A 23,008-nucleotide genomic window follows, 5' to 3' on the forward strand; every position below is an offset into this window, starting at 1 on the left:
CAGGGCCTTGAATCGACGTACGGACCGCTGCGCGCCAGGATTTATGAGACTCAAGCCCTTCCCGACATTCCTTTATCTACTGTGTCTGCCCGGTTTTGCCGCGGCGGGGGAAAAGACGGTGTACGGCCTCAACGAGTACGCCTCCCTGGATGGCATCGACCTGGAAGTCGCGGCCAAGCTCGACACAGGGGCGAAAACTGCCTCACTGAGTGCCCGCGACATCAAACGCTTCAAACGCAACGGTGAGTCCTGGGTACGCTTTTACCTGGCCATCGACGCCGCCCATTCGCACCCGATCGAACGGCCGCTGGCCCGTGTCAGCAAGATCAAGCGCCGGGCCGGTGACTACGACCCGGAAGAAGGCAAGAAGTACACGGCCCGCCCGGTAATCGAGCTGGACATCTGCATGGGTTCGGCATTACGCAACATCGAAGTGAACCTGACCGACCGCAGCGCCTTCCAATACCCGCTGTTGATCGGCTCCGAAGCGCTCAAACGCTTCGACGCGCTGGTCGACCCCAGTCTTAAATACGCTGCTGGCAAACCCGCCTGCGCCACCGCCGCTCATACCGCAGAGTAATTCCAATGCGCTCTCTTAACCTCCATCTGAAAATGCTGATCGCCATCCTGGTGGTGCTGGGCATTTCAGTTACGGCCTATCAGATCTTCGTGCTCGGCATTCCCGTGACCGAAGACGCCACCGACGACTTGTGGAACATCGACGCCAAGGTCGAGTTCGTCGCCAGTGCCAAGGACCCGGTCAAGATCCAGATGTTCGTGCCGCCACTGAGCCGCGACTTCGTCAGCCTCAACGAGAGCTTCATCTCCAATAACTACGGCGTGGCAGTGAATCGGGTCGACGGCAACCGCAAGGTCACCTGGTCGGCGCGTCGGGCCAAGGGCAATCAAACCCTTTATTACCGTCTGGTGCTGACCAAGCGTTACTCCGGCGAAAAATCCAAGGTCAAGGGCCCGACCTTCCGTGACAGTATCGCCGTCGAAGGCCCGGAAAAAATCGCCGCCGAAGCCCTGCTCGCACCGATTCGCCAGCACTCGGCTGACGTCGAGACCTTCATTGGCGAAGCGATCAAGCGGGTCAACAATCTAAGCGACGACAATGTGAAACTGCTGCTGGCCGGCGATCCGTCCACCGCGAACAAAGCCAAAATCGTCGAGCTGGTCCTGTCCATCGCCCACGTGCCGGTGGAAAAGGTCCACACCATTCGTCTGGTGGCCGACCAGCCGCAACTGCCTGAACTCTGGTTGCGCAGCTTCAACGGCACTGACTGGCTGTACTTCAACCCGGAAACCGGTGAGCAAGGCCTGCCGACCGATCGCCTGCTGTGGTGGACCGGCGACGAAAACCTGATCACCGTCGATGGCGGCAAAAAAGCCAACGTGACCTTCAGCCTCAACAACAGCGAAATGAACGCCATTCGCCTGGCCAAGCTGACCGACGAAAACACCGACGCCAACTTCCTCGAATACTCGCTGTACGGTTTGCCGCTGCAAACCCAGCAGACGTTCATGATCATGGTGATGATCCCGATTGGCGTGCTGGTGATCCTGATCCTGCGCAACCTGATCGGCATCCAGACCCTCGGCACCTTCACCCCGGTGCTGATCGCCCTCGCCTTCCGCGAAACCGGGCTCGGCTTCGGCATCGTGCTGTTCACGATCATCACCGCGCTGGGGCTGTCGCTGCGTTCCTACCTTGAACACCTGAAGCTGCAAATGCTGCCAAGGCTGTCGGTGGTGCTGACCTTCGTGGTGGTGCTGATCGCGGCGATCAGCCTGTTCAGCCATAAACTTGGCCTCGAACGCGGGCTGTCGGTGGCGCTGTTCCCGATGGTGATCCTGACCATGACCATCGAACGCCTGTCGATTACCTGGGAAGAACGCGGTTCGGGCCATGCCATGAAAGTGGCGATCGGCACGCTGTTCGCCGCGTCCCTGGCGCACTTGATCATGACCGTGCCGGAGCTGGTGTACTTCGTGTTCACGTTCCCGGCGATCCTGCTGATCCTGGTGGGCTTCATGCTGGCAATGGGTCGCTATCGCGGCTACCGCCTGACCGAACTGGTGCGATTCAAGGCGTTCCTGAAGGCGGACGTCTGATGTTCGGTTTCTGGAAAACCTGGAAGGCCCTGGAAGCCCGGGGCATCATGGGCATCAACCGGCGTAACGCCGACTACGTGCTCAAGTACAACAAGCGCAGCCTGTACCCGATTGTCGATGACAAGATCATCACCAAGGAGCGCGCCATTGCCGCTGGCATTCATGTGCCGCAACTGTATGGCGTGATCTCCACCGAGAAGGAAATCGACAACCTCGATTCCATCATCGGCGACCGTACCGACTTCGTGATAAAACCCGCGCAGGGCGCGGGTGGCGACGGCATCATTGTGGTCGCCGACCGTTTCGAGGGCCGCTATCGCACGGTGTCCGGCAAGATCATCAGCCATGAGGAAATCGAGCACCATGTCTCCAGTATCCTCACCGGCCTGTATTCCCTGGGTGGTCATCGCGACCGCGCGCTGATCGAATACCGGGTGATCCCGGACCAGATCTTCAAGAGCATCAGCTATGAAGGCGTGCCGGACATTCGCATCATCGTGTTGATGGGGTATCCCGTGATGGCCATGCTGCGCCTGCCGACCCGGCAATCCGGCGGCAAGGCCAACCTGCACCAGGGCGCCATCGGCGTCGGTGTCGACCTCGCGACCGGGGAAACATTGCGCGGCACCTGGCTGAACAACATCATCACCAAACACCCCGACACCACCAACGCCGTCGATGGCGTGCAACTGCCCTACTGGGACGGTTTCATGAAACTCGCGGCCGGCTGTTATGAGCTGTGCGGGTTGGGTTACATCGGCGTTGATATGGTCCTGGACCAGGAAAAAGGCCCGTTGATCCTCGAGCTCAATGCCCGCCCTGGGTTGAACATCCAGATCGCCAACGATTGCGGGCTGACCTTGCGTACACATGCGGTTGAAGCGCGGTTGGAAGAGTTGAAGGCTCGCGGGGTTACCGAGACGGTGAAAGAGCGCGTGGAGTTTGTTCAGGAGATGTTTGGGCATATTCCGGCGGTTGAGGGCTGATCTGAAACCGAGTCGCGGCCATCGCGAGCTTGCTCGCGATGGCGGACTGACAGTCACTAAAGCACTCAACTTGCCAATCCCCGACATCCCCTCTAGGAGCAAATCCTGCAGAGGACTACAATCGCCACCCCGCCTCGATGGCTGACCCGCCCCGCCCATGTTGACCTGTTCCGTACACCCGCTCCCTTATCGCGCCAACCCCGCCGACTACTTCGCGGCGATTCGTCACGCGCCCGGCGCTGTGCTGCTCGACAGTGGCCGGCCAAGTGCCGAGCGTGGGCGTTTTGATTTGCTCAGCGCCTGGCCGCTGGCGCAACTGGCTGTATTACCCGACGAAAGCGGCAGCGATTTCCTGCAACGCCTGCGCGAAAACCTGACACGACTCGGTAAAGCGCAAGTGCCTGATGAACTGCCCTTCGCCGGCGGCCTGATCGGTTACCTGAGCTACGACTTCGGTCGGCACCTGGAAAACCTGCCGAGCCAGGCGCAAGACGATCTGCAATTGCCCGATGCGCGTTTCGGGTTATATGACTGGGCCTTGATCAGCGATCACCACGTGAAGACCAGTCAACTGGTGTTTCACCCGTCGTTGGTCAATAGCGAACGCCAGCGTCTGATCACACTGTTCAGTCAGCCGCCGGCCGAAACCCTTGAACCTTTCACCCTGAAAGCGCCGATGCGTGCCGACCTGAGCGCCGACCAGTATCGCCAGGCGCTGGAACGCATTCAGAACTACATCCAGGCCGGTGACTGCTACCAGGTCAACTTCGCCCAGCGCTTCCGGGCGGAGTGCCAAGGCGATCCATGGGCAGCGTACGTCGCGTTGCGCGCCGCGTGCCCGACGCCATTTTCCGGTTTCCAGAGCCTGCCCGAGGGCGGCGCGGTGCTGAGCCTGTCGCCGGAGCGCTTCGTCAAAGTCAGCGAACGGCAGGTGGAAACCCGTCCGATCAAAGGCACCCGCCCTCGCGGCCTGACCGCTGCCGAAGACGCGGCGAATGCCGCCGAACTGCTCGCCAGCCCCAAGGATCGCGCGGAAAACCTGATGATTGTCGACCTGCTGCGCAATGATCTCGGGCGCACCTGCCGCATTGGTTCGGTGCGAGTGCCGGAGTTGTTCAGCCTGGAAAGCTATCCGAACGTGCATCATCTGGTGAGCAGCGTGACCGGTGAACTGGCGGATGACCGCGATGCGCTGGACCTGATTGCCGGCAGCTTCCCCGGCGGCTCGATCACTGGTGCGCCGAAGATTCGGGCGATGCAGATTATTGATGAGCTGGAGCCGACCCGGCGTGGATTGTACTGCGGGTCATTGCTGTATCTGGATGTGCGCGGCGAGATGGACAGTTCCATCGCGATTCGCAGCTTGCTGGTCAAGGATGGGCAAGTGTGTTGCTGGGGCGGTGGCGGAATCGTCGCCGACTCCGAGTGGCAGGCCGAGTATCAGGAATCGATAACCAAGGTCAAAGTCCTGCTCGACACCCTGCAAAACCTTTAAAAGCATCGTCGGAACGCCGCCCGGACCCAGCCCGGCTCCCACAGGTTTAGCGCAATACCTGTAGGCGCCGGGCTTGCCCGCGATGGGGCCCTTCCAGACGACTAAAGGCTCAACGCCCGATTAGAAGCCTTGATGAACTCCTGCTTCAGCGCCTCAAACGTATGCACCGCCGGGAACTGTGGAAACTCGCGAATCACATTGTCCGGCGCATGGAATAGAATCCCCGCATCCGCCTCACCCAGCATCGTCGTGTCGTTGTACGAATCCCCCGCCGCGATCACCCGATAGTAGAGGCTCTTGAAGGACAGAACCGACTGACGCTTGGGATCTTTCTGACGCAGCTGATAGCTGGTCACCCGACCGGAATCATCGGTAATCAAGCGATGGCACAGCAACGTCGGAAAACCCAGCTGGCGCATCAACGGCTGCGAAAACTCATAGAACGTGTCTGACAGGATCACTACCTGGAAGCGTTCGCGCAGCCAATTAACGAACTCGATGGCGCCATCGAGCGGCTTGAGCGTGGCAATCACTTCCTGGATATCGGCGAGTTTCAGGCCGTGTTCATCGAGAATTCGCAGGCGTTGCTTCATCAGCACGTCATAGTCAGGAATGTCCCGGGTGGTAGCCCGCAGGGATTCGATTCCGGTTTTTTCGGCAAACGCGATCCATATTTCCGGGACCAGTACACCTTCAAGATCCAGACAGGCAATTTCCACAAGACACTCCCATTTGTATTGATTATTGAGTCGAGCGAGCAAAAAGACTGCCGAACTCTAGCGATTCGGGCTGACCGGCGCAACGCAGAGGGCGCGCCAGCGGCTGCAGGATTTTGTTACCATCGCAGCCATATAGAGCGCCCAGCGCCACCGACCTGTAGGAAGCCGCCCTGATGAGCCCAACGTTCGACGTCGTGGAACTCGCCACGACCTATGCCAATAAGTCCGCCCAGGACATCCTGAAACTCGCCTTCGCCGAGTTTGGCGATGACCTGTGGATATCTTTCAGCGGCGCCGAAGACGTGGTGCTGGTAGACATGGCCTGGAAGCTGAACAAGAACGTCAAGGTGTTCAGCCTCGATACCGGCCGCTTGCACCCGGAAACCTACCGTTTCATCGATCAGGTGCGCGAGCACTACAAGATCGACATCGAACTGGTGTCGCCGGACTACACGAAACTTGAACCCTTCGTGAAGGAAAAAGGCCTGTTCAGTTTCTACAAGGACGGCCATGGCGAATGCTGCGGCATCCGCAAGATCGAGCCGCTGCGCCGCAAGTTGTCCGGCGTCACCGCCTGGGCCACCGGCCAGCGCCGGGACCAGAGCCCCGGCACCCGCAGCGCCGTCGCGGTGCTGGAAATCGACACCGCGTTCTCGACGCCCGAGCGCACCCTGTACAAATTCAATCCGCTGGCGCAAATGACCAGCGAAGAGATCTGGGGCTACATCCGCATGCTGGAGCTGCCCTACAACAGCCTGCATGAGCGCGGGTTCATCAGCATTGGCTGCGAACCGTGCACCCGTCCGGTGCTGCCGAACCAGCATGAGCGCGAAGGTCGCTGGTGGTGGGAAGAGGCGACGCAGAAAGAATGCGGGTTGCATGCAGGCAACATCATCAGCAAATCCAAGGCCTGATCCCGAGCCTTGTGAGATCCCCTGTGGGAGCGGCAGACCGCGTTATCGTTCATCGCGGGCAAGCCACGCTCCCACAGTGGATTGGCGGCGCTCACAAATCCCCGGTGGCAGCCGGGCTTGCCCGCGATGACAGCAACTCGGCCCCAAGCCGAACTCAAACCGCACTAAACCGCTGCCCCAGCCCCTGCTCCGCAAACTGCTCAATGATGAAATCCACAAACGCCCGGGTCTTGCCCGGCAACAGTTTGTGTTCCGCGTAATAGATCGAAATGTTGCCATCGTCGACATACCAGTCCGGCAGCACCCGCTGTAGCTTCCCGCTCTCCAGAAACCCCGAGGCGAACGGCATGCTCACCAGCGCAATCCCCAGCCCTTGGGCCGCCGTCGCGCACGCGGCTTCCGAATCACTCATGGTCATCCGCGCCTTCAACGTCAGCGGACTGTGTTGCTGCGTGCGACTGGTCAACTGCCAGGAGCGCACCCGGCCGGTCTGCGGCGAACGAATCAGAATGCCGTCGTGGTGCTTGAGATCATCGGGCTCGGCGATCGCATCATGCGCCTCCAGATAACCGGCTGACGCCACCAACACCCGATGCGCCGGCGCCAGTTTGCGCGCCACCACCCCTTGGGGCAGTTCGAAACCACCGCCAATGGCCGCATCGAACCCCTGCGCAATCAAATCGACCTGACGGTTATCGAAATGCCAGTCCGGGTTGATCGCGGGGAAGCGCCGCAAAAACTCCCCCAGCAACGGCACGACATACAAGCGCCCAAACACCGTGCCCATGCTGACCTTCAGTGTCCCCGCCGGTCGGCCTTCGGCGCTGGCCAGATTGGCCACCGCATTCTGGATCGTGTGCAGGCTGGAACTGACCTCGCCAAGGAACAGCTGACCGGCCTCCGTCAACGTCAGGCTGCGGGTGCTGCGCTGAAATAGCCGCACACCAAGCCGTGCCTCGAGCTTTGCCACACTCTTGCCTACGGCGGCCGGGGTCAAACTCAAGCGCCGCGCGGCTTCGGCAAAGCTGCCGACCTCTGCACTGCGCACAAAGCATTCGATACTGCCGAAGGTTTCCATAGGTGCCACTATAAACTTTTGGTTTACACAGACTATCGCAATTGCCGGCTACTCATCGCCTGATCCTCAATCGATACTAGGCTCCATCAACCGAGGCATCTCGCCTCGGGATTTTGGAGATCGTTATGACTACTCAGAACCTCAGCGGCAAAGTGGCTTTGATTCAAGGCGGTTCCCGCGGTATCGGCGCCGCCATCGTCAAACGTCTGGCCGCTGAAGGCGCAACCGTTGCCTTCACCTACGTCAGCTCCACGGCCAAAGCCGAAGAATTGCAAAACAGCATCACCGGCAGCGGCGGCAAAGCCCTGGCCATCAAGGCGGACAGCGCCGACGCTGAAGCCATCCGCAACGCCGTGAGTGCTACGGTTAAAGCCTTCGGTCGCCTGGACATCCTGGTCAACAACGCTGGCGTGCTGGCCGTTGCACCACTGGAGGATTTCAAACTCGAAGATTTCGACCAGACCCTGGCCATCAACGTGCGCAGCGTGTTCATCGCCACCCAGGCCGCCGCCAAACACATGACTGAAGGCGGTCGCATCATCAACATCGGCAGCACCAACGCCGACCGCATGCCCTTCGCCGGTGGCGGCCCTTACGCCATGAGCAAATCAGCGCTGGTAGGTCTGACCAAAGGCTTGGCCCGCGACCTCGGCCCGCGCGGCATCACCATTAATAATGTGCAGCCCGGCCCGGTCGACACCGACATGAACCCGGCTGACGGTGACTTTGCGGAAAGCCTGATCCCGTTGATGGCAGTGGGTCGCTACGGCAAAGCAGAAGAGATCGCCAGCTTCGTGGCCTACCTCGTTGGTCCGGAAGCCGGTTACATCACCGGGGCCAGCCTGACCATCGACGGTGGTTTCGGCGCCTGATGCGCTAGACACAAGCAAAAGTGGGAGCGAGCCTGTTCGCTCCCACTTTTGCTTACGGGTGCGTTAAGCCCATTCGAGGGCGGGTAAACCACACGCGCTCGGTGTGAACGCTTTCAGCGTACGAAGAATGCCATCGGCATGTGCGTATTTCTCATCCGCCATGGCTGCATCCGGGATCGCTATCGCGGTCATCCCCGCCGCTTTCGCCGCGGTGACGCCAAACGGCGAATCCTCAAACACCAGGCAGTCCTCAGGCGCAACGCCCAGGCGCCGCGCTGCGGTGAGGAAAATATCCGGCGCCGGTTTAGCTGCGCCGACCTCCGGGTCATCGGCCGTCACAACGAAATCGAACAGCGCAAACCAGTCACGGTGCAACGTGGTCTTCTGCCCGAACGACTGACGCGAGGAACTGGTACCCACGGCAATCGGAATGTTGTTGGCCTTCAAGTGCCGCACCAGTTCCTCAGCACCCGGCATCGCCAGCGCGGCAGGAAAACGCTCGCGCATCAATGGTTCGCGGATCACCAGGAACTCTTCGGCGGTGATCGGCAAATCGAGCGCCTCGACCACGTATCGCGCCAGATCACCGGCCCCACGGCCAATGATGTTTTGCTTGATGCTCCAGTCGAAAACCCGACCGTAACGCGCGGCAATCAGCGACGTGACCTCGGTGTAAATGCCCTCGGTGTCCAGCAACAAGCCGTCCATGTCGAAAATCACAGCCTTGATCGGGCCGAACTGATTGAGCGGTGCATTCATCGCATCGGATCCGTTTTCTAATGACATCCCAGAGGCGGCGCAGGTGTGGCCGGGTCCGTGATCGATTAAAGGATTCAGCAGCATAGCGAGCGCGGCTGACATTGAGCAACGGGCAATGCCCGACCGTTACAAAAAGTGCTGACCGTCATTTAGCGACTTTCCCTACATAAAACGCCTCTTTTCCCGACTTCTTTAGCCGCTGATCCCAAGCAAAGTCTCGCGCTCACATCTGATCTGCGCGAGGGACTGCGAATGTTCGAACCTGACAAGGTTCTGGCCTTGAACAACACCATCGGACTGCTGGTGGTCGCTGCCATGGACCCTGAGCAGCCGAATGTCGAAGGGTTGCTGGCTGACTTTCGACTGTGCCTCAACGACTACGATGCCTGGGCGGAGAGTTTCTGGACCGGCAAGGCGCTGGATATCGAGCAGGTGTTCAAGGTCGGCAACTTAGTCCGGCTGGTCGCGCCAAAGCATTCCACTGCGCCTGTCAGCTCCACCGTCGGGGAGTGCCCGGCCAGCGGCTCGTTGACGCTGGTACACATGTTCGACGCGGCGCAATTCGTCCCCATCGGCAATACGCCGGTGATGCTCGAGCCGTTGAATGCTGATGGCACCTATGGCGAGCCGGTCAACCACGAGATCGGCCCCAGCGGCATTCTCGAAATCCCCAAGTGCGAACGCGGCCAACGTTACCGCATCACCTTCTTTCCGAATGTTTCCACCGATCATGTCAAAGCACTCTACGCCTCCTATCAAGGCGTCATCGACGGCCTGGAAGACTGGCTGCGCAATGAGTGGACGACTGAATTCGAAGCGCCATGGGCCGAGTATGCACAAGCCGGATTCCTCAAGCGCTACGGCCTGTTGCAACAAGCTGACTGGCTCGGTGTTGAGACGTCGCTGAACGATTTGTGGGATGACGTGAAGCAGATTTACGAGCTGATCACCGACCTGCAGGCCAACAGCGAAAAACTCCTTGAGTACCTGACCGAAGTAGAACTTGAAACGCTGCTGCAGGCCTCGGCTGAATCGATTGCCAATCTGTTGCTGGTGTTGAGTGACGAGCCGTTGATGTTCATCCATCTGGCGGCGTTCACCAGTTGGCTGCGGATGATGCCACCGCAGCACATCGCCGAAGTTGTGGCAGAAATTCGTACAGGGGTATTGATTGGATTCCTGCTGGCACGCTTCACGGGGCCTGTAGGGCTGAGGTTCGGTATCAGTGCGAAGGTGCTGGGCAAAATCAAATCGGAGCGAGCGCGTAAATGGCTGGCAGCCGCGAGTTTGCGCCTGGCCGCTCTATCCGACTTGACGCCCCATACGGGCGTATTCAAACCCCTCGCGGTCAATATCCGCACTGTTCCGCTGAACCCTGCGCCTGCGGTGCCACTACAGATCAGTGCAGGCTCTGCACCGGTTGTATGGGTGAACAACCCGGTCGCCATTGCTCGCAACAAATCCGCACCCAAGACTCGCCTGAGCCGGCACGAACAGCGCGACGACGCCCCCGAGCAGGCGAAAAACCCCAACGGCGACAGCGCCGATTGCGGGCCACTGACCTGCACCAATGGCTGCCCGGTGTCGATGGTCACCGGCGAAGAGTTGCTGACTCTGGACGATGGATCGCTCAACGGTTTGTTGCCGTTTGCGTTCACCCGGTTGTACCGAAGCAGCGCGGTGGAAATCGATTGCGGGCTGGGCTGGGGCTGGAGTCATTCGCTGGCGCATCGGCTGGAGCTGAACGCAGAGCACGTCGTCTGGATCGACCATGAAAACCGCCGCACGACATTTCCGCTGCCCAGCCAGAAACGCCCGGCCATTCACAACAGCCTGTCGCGGGCGGCGATTTATTCAGGGGATAAACCAGAAGAACTGGTGCTCGCCCTCGCTGGCGAAACCGCGCGGTTCTATCACTTTCGCAATGGCCGGCTGACCACGATCAGCGATGCCTATAACAACAGGCTGCACATCACCCGTGACCGGCAGGATCGCATTCAGCGCCTCGACAACGGCGCCGGTCGTTCGCTGCTGTTGCGCTACGAGCGCCGGCACATCGTCGCCGTCGAGTACCAGTCGTTTCACCCCGCCGATACGGCGGCTGACGCCTGGCGTACCGAGCAAACGCTGATTGCCTACCGCTACGACGCCCGACAGCGACTGATCGAAGCGACCAATGCCGCCGGGGAAAGCGAACGGTACGACTACGACGACCGACACGTGATTCTCCAGCGGCAATTGGCCGGTGGGGCCAGTTTTTTTTGGGAGTGGGAGCGGTCCGGCAAAGCGGCCCGATGCACAAGGCACTGGGCGACGTTCGCGCAAATGGATACGCGCTATGCCTGGGACGACAACGGCGCAGTGCTGGTTAAAAACGTCGATGGCAGCGAGGAGGTTTACGTCCATGACGATACGGCGCGGTTGGTGCGCCGGGTCGGGCCGGATGGCGCCGAGCACCTCAAGACTTATGACCACAAGGGTCAGCTGATTGCCGAACAGGGGCCGTTGGGGGCCATTACTCAATACCGCTACGACGATCTCGGGCGGCTGATTGCGCTGATTCCACCTGAAGATGAGCCAACGTCCTACGAATACCGCAACGGTTTCCTGCATGCGCGTTATCGCGGTCAGGCGGTATGGAAATATCAACGCAACGCTCAGGGTGATGTCACCGAATCCATCGACCCCGACGGCCAGGTCACTCACTACCACTACGACACTCAAGGACAACTGGCATCGATCCGTTTTCCGGACAGCAGTCGTCATGTTTTCGTTCGGGATGCTATCGGGCAACTGATCGAGGAGACCTTGCCGGACGGCGGTCAGCGGCGGTTTTCCTACGACGCTCTGGGACGGCAGATTACCCGTCAGGATGAACATGGCGCTGTCACTCACTACCAATGGGACGCCGTTGGCCGACTGCTCCAGACGACTCTTCCTACTGGTGCCAGCCGAGCCTTCAGCTACAACGCCTACGGCAAAATCACCGCCGAACGCGATGAATTGGGGCGTGTCACGCGCTTTGAGTACGACGATGACCTGCACCTGGTCAGCCGCCGGATCAACCCCGACGGCACGCATCTGCACTATCGCTATGACAACGCACGGCTTCTGCTGACCGAAATCGAGAACGAGTCCGGCGAACACTATCGACTGGACTACACAGCTAGTGGATTGATCCGACAGGAAGTCGGATTTGACGGTCGACGCACTGCGTATGCCTACGACCTCAATGGTCATCTGCTGGAAAAAATCGAGTTCGGCGATGACGGCTCGCAACTGATGACCCGTTACCAACGGGACTCAACCGGTCGCCTGCTGATCAAAACCCTGCCCGACGGCAGCAACGTCGAATACCACTACGACAGCCTGGGCCGCTTGGTCAGTGTCGACGACAACCACGATCACCCACTGGAATTCGAATACGACACTCAGAACCGGCTGATCACAGAACACCAGAGCTGGGCCACATTGCGCTATGGCTACGACGCGTGCGGTCGACTCAACCACCTGCGCCTGCCAGACAACAGCAAAATCGATTACCACCGCGCCAAGGGTGGTGCACTGACAGCCATCGACCTCAACGGCACCCGGCTCACAAGCCACACCTATCAATTCGGCCGCGAACTAAAGCGCCAGCAAGGCTTGTTACACAGCCAGTACGACCACGACGAACAAGGTCGTCTGAAGGCCCATGCCGTCAGCCAACACCAGCAATCGCTGTATCGACGCGATTATGCCTACAGCGCCAACGGCAACCTCGACACCCTCGCGGACACCCGCCATGGCCAACGCAACTACCAATACGATCCGCTCAACCGCCTGATCCGCGTCCGCCACTCCCGCGACCAACAACCCGAAAGCTTCGCCCACGACCCCGCCGGTAATCTGCTGATGCAGGATCGCCCCGGCCCGGCCGCCATCAAAGGCAATCGCCTGTTGATGCAAGGCGACCGCCACTTCGACTACGACGCCTTCGGCAACCTGATCCGCGAACGCCGCGGCACCGGGCAAAAACTCGTCACCGAATACCACTACGACTGCCAACACCGGTTAATCAGCGCCACGCTGCCCAACGGCACCTGCGCGACCTACCGCTACGACGCCTTCGGCCGCCGCATCCGCAAAACCGTCGACGGCAAAACCACCGAGTTTTTCTGGCAAGGCGACCAGCTCATCGCCGAACACAGCCTGGACCACCACCGCAGCTACCTCTACGAACCCGGCACTTTCCGCCCACTCGCCATGCTCGACGGCAAAGGCCCACGCCAGGCCTGCCCGTTCTACTACCAACTCGACCACCTTGGCACCCCCCAAGAACTCACCGACTACAGCGGCGACATCATCTGGGCCGCGCAATACACCGCCTACGGCCGCCTGACCCGGTTGAATCGCGATACCCATCAGGTGCTGGATCAACCGTTGAGGTTTCAAGGGCAGTATTTCGACGCGGAGACAGGGCTGCATTACAACCGGCATCGTTATTACAACCCGGATCTGGGACGGTATTTGACGCCGGACCCGAGTGGGTTAGCGGGTGGGTTGAACGGGTATCAGTACACGCGGAACCCGACAGGATGGGTTGATCCGTTGGGGTTGAATGAGTGTCCTGGGGGGGATGGGTGTAAGAGGCCGGCGTTTGGGGAGGAGGATCCGGCCAGTAAGGTAGCGATTAAAAATCGTGAACCCCAATTACCAAAACCCAAAAAAGAGGACGACTTCTTATATCGCGGAGACGAAAGGGAGCCTCACGATGTATTTGAAAATGGTTTTAAAAGCAAAGGAAAAAGCAACGACCTACTACTACACTCATTAGACAGTCGGGATCCACCGAGCAATTTTATTAGCACATCCACTTCTAGGGAAGCCGGGAAATTTTTCGCCACTGAATACAACACAAAACCGGGCTATCTATATACACTCAACAAAATCCCCGGACACGATCTAAATATAGAACTAGGATCTTTGTACGAGTTTGGTAGAGAAAAAGAAATTGCCATTCCAAGCCGCATTGAAAAAGAGGATGTACTTGGAGCAACCCTAATTCTTGATAATGGCAAAGACTTTGGTTATTCCATACCAAACCCTAACAGGAGAATTAAAAAATGATACGGACAGTAGAAATAACGATTGAAAACAATGGACTTAAAGAAACGGCTCGATTGACATGCGACAATAAAGCTGGAAACGGAGATGTAACCATCATATTCACGATGCAAAACGGATTATCTAAAACCTATTCTGACTCTGATTTTTATAGATGCTTCGCTCGCACTAGAGAAGACAACACTGGAATAAAATTCCTATGCAAAGGATCAAAAGTAAATGTTCATACGTCCAGCATGTCATCACAGATGTCTCTTGGATTGAAAGCATACGAATTAACTTTAGGTAAAGCCTCATCATTCGATGACGTGATTTACATATTCGATTACGATGAACACAACTTAACTAACGACTCAGCCAAACAGCGAGCCTTTTATAGAAAATGGATTGAGACTGAAAAAACCCACGATGAGGACTAGTCGTAACTAAATACCAAAAGCCCGGCGCATTACCCGGGCTTTTTACCGCTTTAACTACCAGTCTCTTTCTTTCTCCCATCAGCCTCTTCTCCAGAGCTGTCCGATCCTCCAGCCCCACTCCCACCACTTACCGCCCCACTCCCCTTCCCCGGACTAGTACTACTCCCATTCGCATCCCCCCCATTCCCACCATTAATACTCCCCGGCGGCAACGCATCACCATCAGCAGAATTCGCATTCATTTCAGTCGACGGAGGCATCCCCCCTTTATCCACAGGCGCATCATTCCCATTGGATTGAGCAAACGCACTCAATGAGCAGACAGACAACAGCCCCGAAATGATCAGGGCTGTTAATTTTGAACTGACCATGACGCATCTCCTTTAAAAAAGGTGCATACCTGATCTGGCAGCGCTCTGTTTTTAAAGGTGCCACACAACCGACGAGCGGCTTGACTCAGCTCGGCTCGCCTGAGTAATCCTCACCGGCAATGTCCGGATCTTCAGGGTCCGCCTCGACATCACCGCGCCTCACATCATCGTCAGGCACTTGCTCCACCGCCGTATCGTCATCGGGCGGACGTTGATCACGACTCAACGAATCGGTCGGTGACGGCAGCGGATATTCAGGTGTGTCGTCGGTGTCGGTGTCTTTCGGATCAGCGTTCATAAGCACCTCTCAAAGGGCCTGAAAAGCAGGCCCTGATAGTTCGAGGGGTGATGCAGGGTGGTGTTCGATCAGAGAGACGATCGGTTAAACAAAACACATCAATCTACGTCTTCATCCTCTTCTTCGTACTCGAGGTTCCCCACATCGCCCGCGTCATCAGAGTCGTTGAGGGGCACCGTGGCGTCGTCCATGAGTGAACCCGGATCTTCATTGCCAGGGTCGTTGATGAATGGAAGTCCGCTTGGGCCTTTTTGTTCTTTGCCTTCGGTTTCTGGCGTCATGGCATGCCTCGCATTATTGGGGGGTGTATGAAGTTCGAGACCGCCTGTGGCCAATCGTTCCGGTTTGCGAATTGCAGACACAAAAAACCCGGCACCAGGCCGGGTTTCTATTCGAGAGCGTATTAGTGATGCTTGTTTTTGTGCTTATGCTTGTGACCGTTCCCGTGGCCGGAATGTGAGCTGCCATTGTTGCCGTCGTCGCCCAGGTTGTTCCCGACTGCACCACCCGCGGCACCGCCAAGGCCCGCGCCGATGGTCGAACCGGTCGAGCCGCCGAGGCTGTTGCCAACCACTGAGCCACCTGCTGCACCTAAACCACCGCCAATAGCCGCCTCGTTGCGATTGCCTTTACTCGCCCCGACTGCGCTACCGGCCGCACCACCAACGCCCGCGCCAATAGCGGCGCCTGTGCTGCCGCCCAATTGTCCGCCGACGACGTTACCCAACGCACCACCCAGACCGCCGCCCACTGCAGCGGTGCCGTCGCCGGCCGCCATTGCACCTTGAGCCGCGAACAGTCCAACCACAAACGCAGACAGCACCAAACGTCGAGCAATGATGTTTCTACACTTTTTGCCGTTGTTAACCGGAGTCATGGGAAGCCTCTTATTCTACGGGGGTATACGACCTTTGAGGCTTGGGTCAAAGAATCGTTCATTAACGAAAAAGCCCGGCGTTTAGCCGGGCTCTTCGATGCTGATCGATCAGGATCAGTGACGCTTGTGACCGTTGGCCAGGTTGCTGCCAACGCCGCCGCCCAAAGCACCACCCAAACCAGCGCCGATGGTGGAACCGCTCTTGCCACCCAGGCTGTTGCCGATCACCGAACCGCCGGCCGCGCCAACGCCACCACCAATGGCAGCGGAAGTACGGTGGCCTTTGCGTGCTGTAACAGCACTGCCGGCTGCGCCCGCTACGCCCGCACCAATCGCTGCGCCGGTGCTGCCGCCCATGCTTTGGCCGACCACATTACCCAGCGCACCGCCCAGACCGCCGCCAATTGCCGCGGTGCCATCACTGGCAGCCATCGCACCTTGAGCAACCAGAAGCCCAAGAACCAGTGCAGGCAGAGTTAAACGCATGACGAAAACCTCAAAAATAGGGAGATAAATGAAAGGCGGGGATTGAATGCTTTAGCGCACGAAACGTCCACACAAAAACCTCCGCACCTCGCAATTAGCGACGGTTGGACAGCGTTTATGGAAAAGGTTTTATGGCAGGCAAAAAAAAGCCCGCTGGGGAACGGGCCAGGTACTGCTTTCTAACGGATGGTTTGAGCCTACGGGCGATGCTGTGAAAAGTTTGTGAAAAAACAAACGACCAACACCACCGAGCGTCTGCCGCCGGGTTTTCAACCGACAATGGGTGCTGCAACAACGAAAAACCCCGCTGAATGGCGGGGTTTGTGCGGTTAACGGTTACTTCCTGGAAGGCGCTGCCACTCTCGGTAGAAATTTCGACTTCGGCCCTCTGGGCACGGTGGATTTCACTTTGCCGACCTGGACCGGGTCTTCCCCGAAGCCCGCCACATACTCTGTCTGGCCGCATTTAACGCAATTGTTGATTGGAAATTCAGCCCCGTCGTCTTCGATATACGGATCAGCCATACCTCTTCCCCTCTCAAAAAGGGTCGACACCGGCAAAGCCATTTGCCTGAAAAATATCGACCACCAAGGCTTTTGAGACTAGTCGGTCATTACCGGACTTGTAATTCAGATTGTTGCGTGCCCGACGAATGGCCCGCGCTGCGACCGATAAAACACCTCGCGATCAAACAAATCGAATCACTTCAATCTGACCGCTGTCCCCGTCACAAACACCACGACCATCCCGCCCTTGCCAGCCGGCATGCTGATCTCAAAATCGAGCCCTACCACGGCGTCCGCCTGAAGCGCTCGCGCCCGCTCCTTGATCTCGTCAGTCGCCTGAATCCGCGCTTCCTTCAACGCCCGCTCCAACGTCTGAGAACGCCCACCGAAAAAATCCCGCATCCCGGCAAACACGTCGCGGATAACGTTCACGCCCTGCACTGACTCGGCACTGACGATATCCAGGTAGGCGGTGATCTGACGGCCTTCGATGGCGTGGGTTGTGGTGGTGATCATAGGAATTCCTTCTTTATAAACAGCGAATCAAGGCAACTTGGACAAAAACGCGGCCAACGCATCAAACGCCGGCAGCGTCACCGGATCATTCGCCGAGTTACTGGCAACCGGGTGCGAGGCATAACGAACAATCACCATCTCGGCTTTCGGATCGACATAGATGCGCTGGCCATGAACGCCGCGCGCCATGAATGCCCCGCCCTCCTTGCCCGTCACCCACCACATCGAGCGGTAACTCCAGCCCTTCAACAAGTCATAACCGGCCTTGGCGAAAACCTGTTTGTCGCCACCACGACGAATGTCATCCACGACGGCTTTGGGCACGATCTGCTGGCCGTTGAACTGGCCGTCATTGCGCAGCATCTCGCCAAACCGGGCGAGGTCTCGCAAGCCGGTGTTCAAGCCACCGCCAGCAAACGGCGTGCCGATGGCGTCCACGGTGAAATAGGCATCCTGCTCGGCGCCCAAACGACTCCAGATGCGCTCCGATAATAACTGCGCAACGTTGCGGCCGGTCGCTCGGGCGATGATCCAGCCGAGGACGTCGGTGTTGACGGTCTTGTAGCCAAACGCGCTGCCGTGTTTGCCTTGCAGTTGAACGGTCTGCAAAAACTCGTAGTAACTCCGCGGCCCGGTGTAGTCCTTGGGCTTGGGCAATGGACTGCCGGCCTTTGCGTGCGCCCAGACTTCGGCATTCGGGTCGGCATAGTCTTCGCTGTATTTGAGCGCGGTGGTCATGTCGAGGACCTGACGTACCGTGGCGTTGCCGAACGCGGAGGCCGCCAGTTCGGGAACGTAATCGGCGACAGGCTTGTTCGCATCGATTCGCCCCTCAGCCACCAACATTGCACCCAGCGTGCCGACCACGGATTTGGTCACTGACATCGCCGCGTGCTGACCTTCGGGTTTCAGCACACCGAAGTAGCGCTCATAGACCACCTTGCCCCTGTGCATCACCACAATTCCGTCGGTGTAAGTGGCGGCGAGGGATTGATTCCAGGTCATCGCCTGCGTTGCGCCAAGCGGCGTGAAGCTGACGGCATCGATATCGTTGCGCAGCGCAGAAGTCAGCGGGACCGGGGCGCCGAGGCCTCGTGAAACGTTGATTGTCGGCATGAGCTGCCGGAAGTTCGAAACGCTCCAGCGCATAGCCGGGAACTGGAAGTAACTGCCGTCCTCGAAGCGCACGGTGCGATCGGCAGGAGGTGGCGAACCGACCATCCAGCCCAGTTTGGCGGGGTCACTGGCTTCGGCGTCGGGGAATGTGGTTGCGGTGACGAGTGGTGACAGGGCGCATGCCAACACCGCAGTGATGGACCTGACAGTGCGGCGGTGAACAGCGCGAAGGTGAGGCATTGTGTCGATTCCATTCGAGGGGTTCGGCAGTCTAGCAGTCCCGACTTATCACTAATGCGACGAAACATAAAAGGATGGCGTGGACGGCGCAGGCAACGCATAGGTCGCCTTCATCCACTCAATCTCAGCCTGGGGCGTTCGGCCGAAGAAGCGTTTGAACTCGCGACTGAATTGCGAGGCGCTTTCGTAGCCCACATTGAACGCCGCAGCCGAAGCGGTCATCGCGTTATGCAACATCAGCAATCGAGCCTGATGCAAGCGCGTCGACTTGAGGTATTGCATCGGAGACGAGTCCGTCACGCTACGAAAATGCAGGTGAAAGCTGGGCACGCTCATGCTTGCTTCCTGGGCAAGGGACTCCACATCCAGGTGCTCGTGGTAGCAACTGTGGATCTTGCGGATGGCCCGAGTGACCTTGCCAAAGTGCCCCTGGCGATTAAGCGCAGCGCGCATTGAGCCACCCTGCTCGCCCGTCAGGATGCGGTAGTAGACTTCCCGCATCAGCGACGGGCCGAGTATGTGCGCATCACCCGGTCGACTCATGGCGTCAAGGAAACGCAGCGTCGAGGTACGTAACAAGTCGTCCATTGGCGACGCGTACATGCCTTTGGGCTGGGCATCACTGGGTCCTAGTGCTTCATCGACTTGCAGCAGCAACTCGCTGGCCAGCTGGAAGTTCAGGCGCATGTAAACCGCCAGCATCGGCTCCGCTTCGCTGGCATCGGTCTCCATGGTGAACGGAACGGGGACGGAGACCACGAGATAATGCTGGGCGTCGTAAAGGTAGACATCATCGCCCAGATACCCGCGCTTGCGTCCTTGGCACAGGATCACGATGCCGGGGTCGTACAAAACCGGAGTGCGGGTCAGCGGGCGGTTTGAACGCAAAAAGCGCACGTCCTCCAGCGCGCTCAGGTTGTAGCCTTCAACCGGAGCGAGCTTTTCCATCAACTGCACCATGCGCGAGGTGCGTGAGTCGACCTGAGTCATTAATGCTCCCTGTACTTGCCGATCAGCCATCGGTTGAACGGGTCACCGCTTCCCATTGATCTATTTCACTGGCAGCGCTGGCAAGCTTGTCACGCACCAGGCTCAATGCATCGCTACCCAACAACACGTGCGCAGGCGGCGTCGGACTGGCAATGACCTGCAACATCGCTTGTGCTGCTTTTCGCGGGTCGCCCAGCTGTTTACCGCTCTTCTCTTCGCGTGCCTTACGTACCGGGTCGAAACTGGCGTCATAGTCGGCAATGCTTCGCGGCGTGCGTTGCATCGAACGTCCTGCCCAGTCAGTGCGAAACGAGCCAGGTGCCACCGCCGTGACGAAGATATTGAAAGGCCGTAGCTCTTTGCTGAGTGTGTCCGAGATACCTTCGAGAGCAAACTTGCTGGCGCAATAGTAGGCGATACCCGGCATTGTGATGGTGCCGCCCATGGACGTGATATTGAGAATGTGACCGGCCCGACGCTTGCGGAAATAAGGCAGGAAGGCCTTGATCACCGCTACCGCGCCGAAGACATTGACGTCGAACTGATGACGCATCTCATCCAGCGGCGACTCCTCGAGGATGCCCTCATGTCCGTAGCCGGCATTGTTGACCAATACATCGACCGGGCCGTGGTTTGCTTCAACCTCCGCTATGACGCTGTCGATGCGATCAAAGTCCGTTACATCCAGGATGACCCCATGAACACTGTCCGGGGAAAGAGCCTGAAAAGCTTGCAACGCGCTTTCACTGCGAACGGTGCCGATGACGCGATGGCCCGCTGCAAGCGCTTCTTGCGCCAGGGCGTTGCCGAAGCCGCTGCTGACCCCGGTGATGAAGAGGGTTTTTCTGCTGATCATGGCCATCTCCGACAAGTAGGTGTGGTGCCATGGTAGCTATCGCAAACCAGGCGACCTATGCCGATTTGTCTTCGAGCATTGCCTATTCGTATCAGGGGCAAGAGTGAGGTGGGCGCAGTTAGCCATTCGGCAGTTGTTTGTCGTGCGCTTTCGATGGGTCACTGGCCAGACTCTTTTTCAGCCCCCGGAAACCACAAAACCCCTGATTTCTCTCGAAATCAGGGGTTCTGGTTACATCGAATTTGGCGGTGAAGGAGAGATTCGAACTCTCGATACAATTTCTTGTATACACACTTTCCAGGCGTGCTCCTTAAGCCACTCGGACACTTCACCGTATCTCGTCAAACAAGTTCTGTCTGTCGAGGCGCGCTAATGTAGTCGAAACCTTTTCCGATGGCAAACTTTTTTTGCAGAATTTTCATGCGCTTAGCGTTTTAGTCGTTCCACCGGGTTTGGCGTCATGGCAAACCTGCCAATCTCCGGCTTCGCGCCTGCTTCTATATAGAAGGGAACGCGCCGCGGATGTGGCGGGCTACGCTTGTGCGGCGGGGAAAGGGTGACTGGCGGGTCAGTCACGGCGCTTTACCTGGCCTGTCGCGGTGGGTAACGTCTGCCCCAACTTTCATACAAGGAATAGCGTCATGAGTGAGTTGATTTCCTACCATCTCGAAGACGGTATCGCGACCCTGACCCTGAGCAATGGCAAGGTCAATGCCATCTCGCCCGACGTGATTGCCGCGTTTAACGCTGCGCTGGATCAGGCAGTGACTGATCGTGCGGTGGTGATCATTACCGGTACGCCGGGGATTCTGTCCGGTGGTTATGACTTGAAGGTGATGACGTCCGGTCCGAAAGAAGCCGTGGCATTGGTCACTGCCGGTTCGACGCTGGCCCGTCGCCTGCTGTCGCACCCGTTCCCGGTGATCGTGGCGTGCCCTGGGCATGCCGTGGCCAAGGGTGCGTTCCTGCTGTTGTCGGCGGATTACCGCATTGGGGTTGATGGCCCGTTCAGCATTGGTCTGAACGAAGTGCAGATCGGCATGACCATGCACCACGCCGGTATCGAGATTGCCCGTGATCGCCTGAGCAAGGCTGCGCTGCATCGCTCGGTGATCAATGGCGAGATGTTCACTCCGAAGAGCGCCGTAGACGCAGGTTTCCTCGACGTGGTGGTCTCGGCCGAAGAGCTGGAGGGCGCCGCGCTGGCAGCCGCTCGTCAATTGAAGAAGATCAACATGACCGCGCACAAGAACACCAAGTTGAAAGTACGCAAGGCGCTGCTGGAGACGCTGGATAACGCAATCATCCTCGATCAGCAACACTTGGGTTAAGCCCAGACTCGCAGCGTTGAAAAGCCCGACCGTCGAGTCGGGCTTTTTCTTACCCATGATGTTGAAAAGTCTGTAACCGCTCTAGAACGCGTCTGACCCACAAGTCGGAAACATGCGCACAAACATCGCCTATCTCCCTCCTCTATAGCGGCAATTGCCGAAAACAGTGCACATCCGTACACTGCGCCACCTTTTGTCCCGGTGGGGCCTGTAAATGCTGTTTGTGTTTCGTATGTTCTTGATGGGCCTGCACTTTATTCTGGCCGGTGTGCTTGGGGTGATTCTGGGCCTGTGTCGCCCGTTCAACCCGGACAACAGCCGTTTGTGCGCACGTCTCTATGCGTGGCCGGCGATGTGTATTTTGCGTTTACGGGTGAAGGCCGATGTCGGGCCGTTGATGAACAAGCCTGACAGCTGCGTGATCATCGCCAATCACCAATCCAACTACGACCTGTTTGTATTCGGCAACGTGGTGCCCCGCCGTACCGTGTGCATCGGCAAAAAGAGCCTGAAGTGGGTGCCGCTGTTCGGGCAGTTGTTCTGGCTGGCCGGCAACGTGTTGATCGATCGCGGCAATGCGCACAAGGCGCGCCAGTCGATGTTGACCACCACGCACACCTTGCAGCATGAAGACACGTCGATCTGGGTCTTTCCGGAAGGCACGCGCAACCTGGGCGAAGAGTTGCTGCCGTTCAAGAAAGGCGCGTTCCAAATGGCGATTGCTGCCGGCGTACCAATCGTGCCCGTGTGCGTCAGCAGTTACGTCAAACACATGCGATTGAACCGCTGGCGCAGTGGGAAAATTCTGATTCGCTCGCTGCCGGCGATTCCGACAGCAGGATTGAGTCTGGACGACATACCCCTGCTGATGGCCCAGTGCCGCGAACAGATGCGCGAGTGCATCGCTTCGATGGATCGGCAACTGCAAGCCGCTTAAAAAAGAAACCCGCCTGG

The 23,008-nt window shown here is 58.3% G+C and carries 22 protein-coding genes and 1 tRNA gene; 10 read left to right on the forward strand and 13 right to left on the reverse strand.

All coding sequences use genetic code 11. The annotated features are described in order from the left end of the window. Positions 1-43 precede the first annotated feature (43 nt). The 4 genes from rloA (at position 44) to pabB (ending at position 4,599) form a co-directional block, all read left to right on the forward strand. A complete protein-coding gene (gene rloA / locus H8F22_RS04730; RefSeq protein WP_194939796.1) occupies positions 44-580 on the forward strand; it encodes a retropepsin-like aspartic peptidase RloA in 537 nt (178 codons plus the stop codon). 5 nt (positions 581-585) lie between these two features. Then, positions 586-2,118 (forward strand): osmotic stress tolerance membrane protein RloB, encoded by a 1,533-nt coding sequence (gene rloB / locus H8F22_RS04735; RefSeq protein ID WP_027922542.1) that lies wholly within the window; start codon positions 586-588, stop codon positions 2,116-2,118. Beyond that, complete coding sequence (locus H8F22_RS04740; RefSeq protein WP_027922541.1) at positions 2,118-3,104, forward strand: alpha-L-glutamate ligase-like protein; 987 nt, start codon at positions 2,118-2,120, stop codon at positions 3,102-3,104. Before rloB ends, H8F22_RS04740 begins: the two co-directional genes overlap by 1 nt. Positions 3,105-3,261: 157 nt before the next feature. Further along, positions 3,262-4,599, forward strand: a complete 1,338-nt coding sequence (gene pabB / locus H8F22_RS04745; protein ID WP_027922540.1) for an aminodeoxychorismate synthase component I — start codon at positions 3,262-3,264, stop codon at positions 4,597-4,599. Positions 4,600-4,700: 101 nt separating this feature from the next. On the opposite strand, the gene thrH is transcribed toward pabB, so the two are convergent. After that, positions 4,701-5,318 (reverse strand): bifunctional phosphoserine phosphatase/homoserine phosphotransferase ThrH, encoded by a 618-nt coding sequence (gene thrH, locus H8F22_RS04750; RefSeq protein WP_027922539.1) that lies wholly within the window; start codon positions 5,316-5,318, stop codon positions 4,701-4,703. A gap of 173 nt (positions 5,319-5,491) precedes the next feature. On the opposite strand from thrH, the gene H8F22_RS04755 reads away from it, so the two are divergent. Further along, on the forward strand, positions 5,492-6,232 hold the full coding sequence (locus H8F22_RS04755; RefSeq protein WP_008027340.1) for a phosphoadenylyl-sulfate reductase: 741 nt from the start codon (positions 5,492-5,494) through the stop codon (positions 6,230-6,232). 154 nt (positions 6,233-6,386) lie between these two features. Here H8F22_RS04755 and H8F22_RS04760 read toward each other — a convergent pair whose 3' ends face one another. Beyond that, positions 6,387-7,310: a LysR family transcriptional regulator gene (locus H8F22_RS04760; protein ID WP_194939797.1), complete on the reverse strand. Its 924-nt coding sequence runs from the start codon at positions 7,308-7,310 to the stop codon at positions 6,387-6,389. Positions 7,311-7,435: 125 nt separating this feature from the next. Here H8F22_RS04760 and H8F22_RS04765 point away from each other — a divergent pair, with 125 nt between their 5' ends. Beyond that, positions 7,436-8,182, forward strand: a complete 747-nt coding sequence (locus H8F22_RS04765; RefSeq protein ID WP_027922537.1) for a 3-oxoacyl-ACP reductase family protein — start codon at positions 7,436-7,438, stop codon at positions 8,180-8,182. Positions 8,183-8,245: 63 nt separating this feature from the next. On the opposite strand, the gene H8F22_RS04770 is transcribed toward H8F22_RS04765, so the two are convergent. Beyond that, on the reverse strand, positions 8,246-8,941 hold the full coding sequence (locus H8F22_RS04770; RefSeq protein ID WP_027922536.1) for an HAD-IA family hydrolase: 696 nt from the start codon (positions 8,939-8,941) through the stop codon (positions 8,246-8,248). 252 nt (positions 8,942-9,193) lie between these two features. On the opposite strand from H8F22_RS04770, the gene H8F22_RS04775 reads away from it, so the two are divergent. After that, positions 9,194-14,050: an RHS repeat-associated core domain-containing protein gene (locus H8F22_RS04775; RefSeq protein ID WP_194939798.1), complete on the forward strand. Its 4,857-nt coding sequence runs from the start codon at positions 9,194-9,196 to the stop codon at positions 14,048-14,050. Beyond that, on the forward strand, positions 14,047-14,466 hold the full coding sequence (locus H8F22_RS04780) for a hypothetical protein (protein WP_032833448.1): 420 nt from the start codon (positions 14,047-14,049) through the stop codon (positions 14,464-14,466). Before H8F22_RS04775 ends, H8F22_RS04780 begins: the two co-directional genes overlap by 4 nt. A 456-nt stretch (positions 14,467-14,922) precedes the next feature. Here H8F22_RS04780 and H8F22_RS04785 read toward each other — a convergent pair whose 3' ends face one another. From H8F22_RS04785 to H8F22_RS04825, 10 genes are all read right to left on the reverse strand, one after another. Beyond that, positions 14,923-15,135: a hypothetical protein gene (locus tag H8F22_RS04785; RefSeq protein ID WP_059181332.1), complete on the reverse strand. Its 213-nt coding sequence runs from the start codon at positions 15,133-15,135 to the stop codon at positions 14,923-14,925. Between the two features lie 98 nt (positions 15,136-15,233). Then, positions 15,234-15,416, reverse strand: a complete 183-nt coding sequence (locus tag H8F22_RS04790) for a hypothetical protein (protein ID WP_027922531.1) — start codon at positions 15,414-15,416, stop codon at positions 15,234-15,236. Positions 15,417-15,538: 122 nt separating this feature from the next. Continuing rightward, positions 15,539-16,012 (reverse strand): glycine zipper domain-containing protein, encoded by a 474-nt coding sequence (locus H8F22_RS04795; RefSeq protein ID WP_050590149.1) that lies wholly within the window; start codon positions 16,010-16,012, stop codon positions 15,539-15,541. Positions 16,013-16,126: 114 nt separating this feature from the next. Continuing rightward, complete coding sequence (locus H8F22_RS04800; RefSeq protein ID WP_027922529.1) at positions 16,127-16,498, reverse strand: hypothetical protein; 372 nt, start codon at positions 16,496-16,498, stop codon at positions 16,127-16,129. Between the two features lie 336 nt (positions 16,499-16,834). Further along, entirely contained in the window at positions 16,835-17,023 is a 189-nt protein-coding gene (locus H8F22_RS32545) for a hypothetical protein (RefSeq protein ID WP_027922528.1), read from the reverse strand. 177 nt (positions 17,024-17,200) lie between these two features. Beyond that, on the reverse strand, positions 17,201-17,521 hold the full coding sequence (locus H8F22_RS04805) for a YbjQ family protein (RefSeq protein ID WP_027922527.1): 321 nt from the start codon (positions 17,519-17,521) through the stop codon (positions 17,201-17,203). 27 nt (positions 17,522-17,548) lie between these two features. Continuing rightward, complete coding sequence (locus tag H8F22_RS04810) at positions 17,549-18,877, reverse strand: serine hydrolase domain-containing protein (protein ID WP_194939799.1); 1,329 nt, start codon at positions 18,875-18,877, stop codon at positions 17,549-17,551. A 51-nt stretch (positions 18,878-18,928) separates the two neighbouring features. After that, a complete protein-coding gene (locus tag H8F22_RS04815) occupies positions 18,929-19,867 on the reverse strand; it encodes an AraC family transcriptional regulator (RefSeq protein WP_027922525.1) in 939 nt (312 codons plus the stop codon). Between the two features lie 22 nt (positions 19,868-19,889). After that, positions 19,890-20,723 (reverse strand): oxidoreductase, encoded by an 834-nt coding sequence (locus tag H8F22_RS04820; RefSeq protein ID WP_027922524.1) that lies wholly within the window; start codon positions 20,721-20,723, stop codon positions 19,890-19,892. Between the two features lie 243 nt (positions 20,724-20,966). After that, positions 20,967-21,056 (reverse strand) — tRNA-Ser (locus tag H8F22_RS04825). 308 nt (positions 21,057-21,364) lie between these two features. Between H8F22_RS04825 and H8F22_RS04830 the strand changes: the two genes are divergently transcribed. Both H8F22_RS04830 and H8F22_RS04835 read left to right on the forward strand, forming a co-directional pair. After that, positions 21,365-22,054, forward strand: coding sequence for a crotonase/enoyl-CoA hydratase family protein (locus tag H8F22_RS04830; RefSeq protein WP_027922523.1), 690 nt, complete (start codon positions 21,365-21,367; stop codon positions 22,052-22,054). 214 nt (positions 22,055-22,268) lie between these two features. Next, the gene (locus tag H8F22_RS04835; protein WP_194939800.1) at positions 22,269-22,991 is read left to right on the forward strand and encodes a 1-acylglycerol-3-phosphate O-acyltransferase; all 723 of its coding nucleotides are present in this window, start codon (positions 22,269-22,271) and stop codon (positions 22,989-22,991) included. Positions 22,992-23,008: the final 17 nt, after the last annotated feature.

It is taken from the genome of Pseudomonas mucoides (genome assembly GCF_015461845.1).
GTDB classification, from domain to species: Bacteria; Pseudomonadota; Gammaproteobacteria; order Pseudomonadales; family Pseudomonadaceae; genus Aquipseudomonas; species Aquipseudomonas mucoides.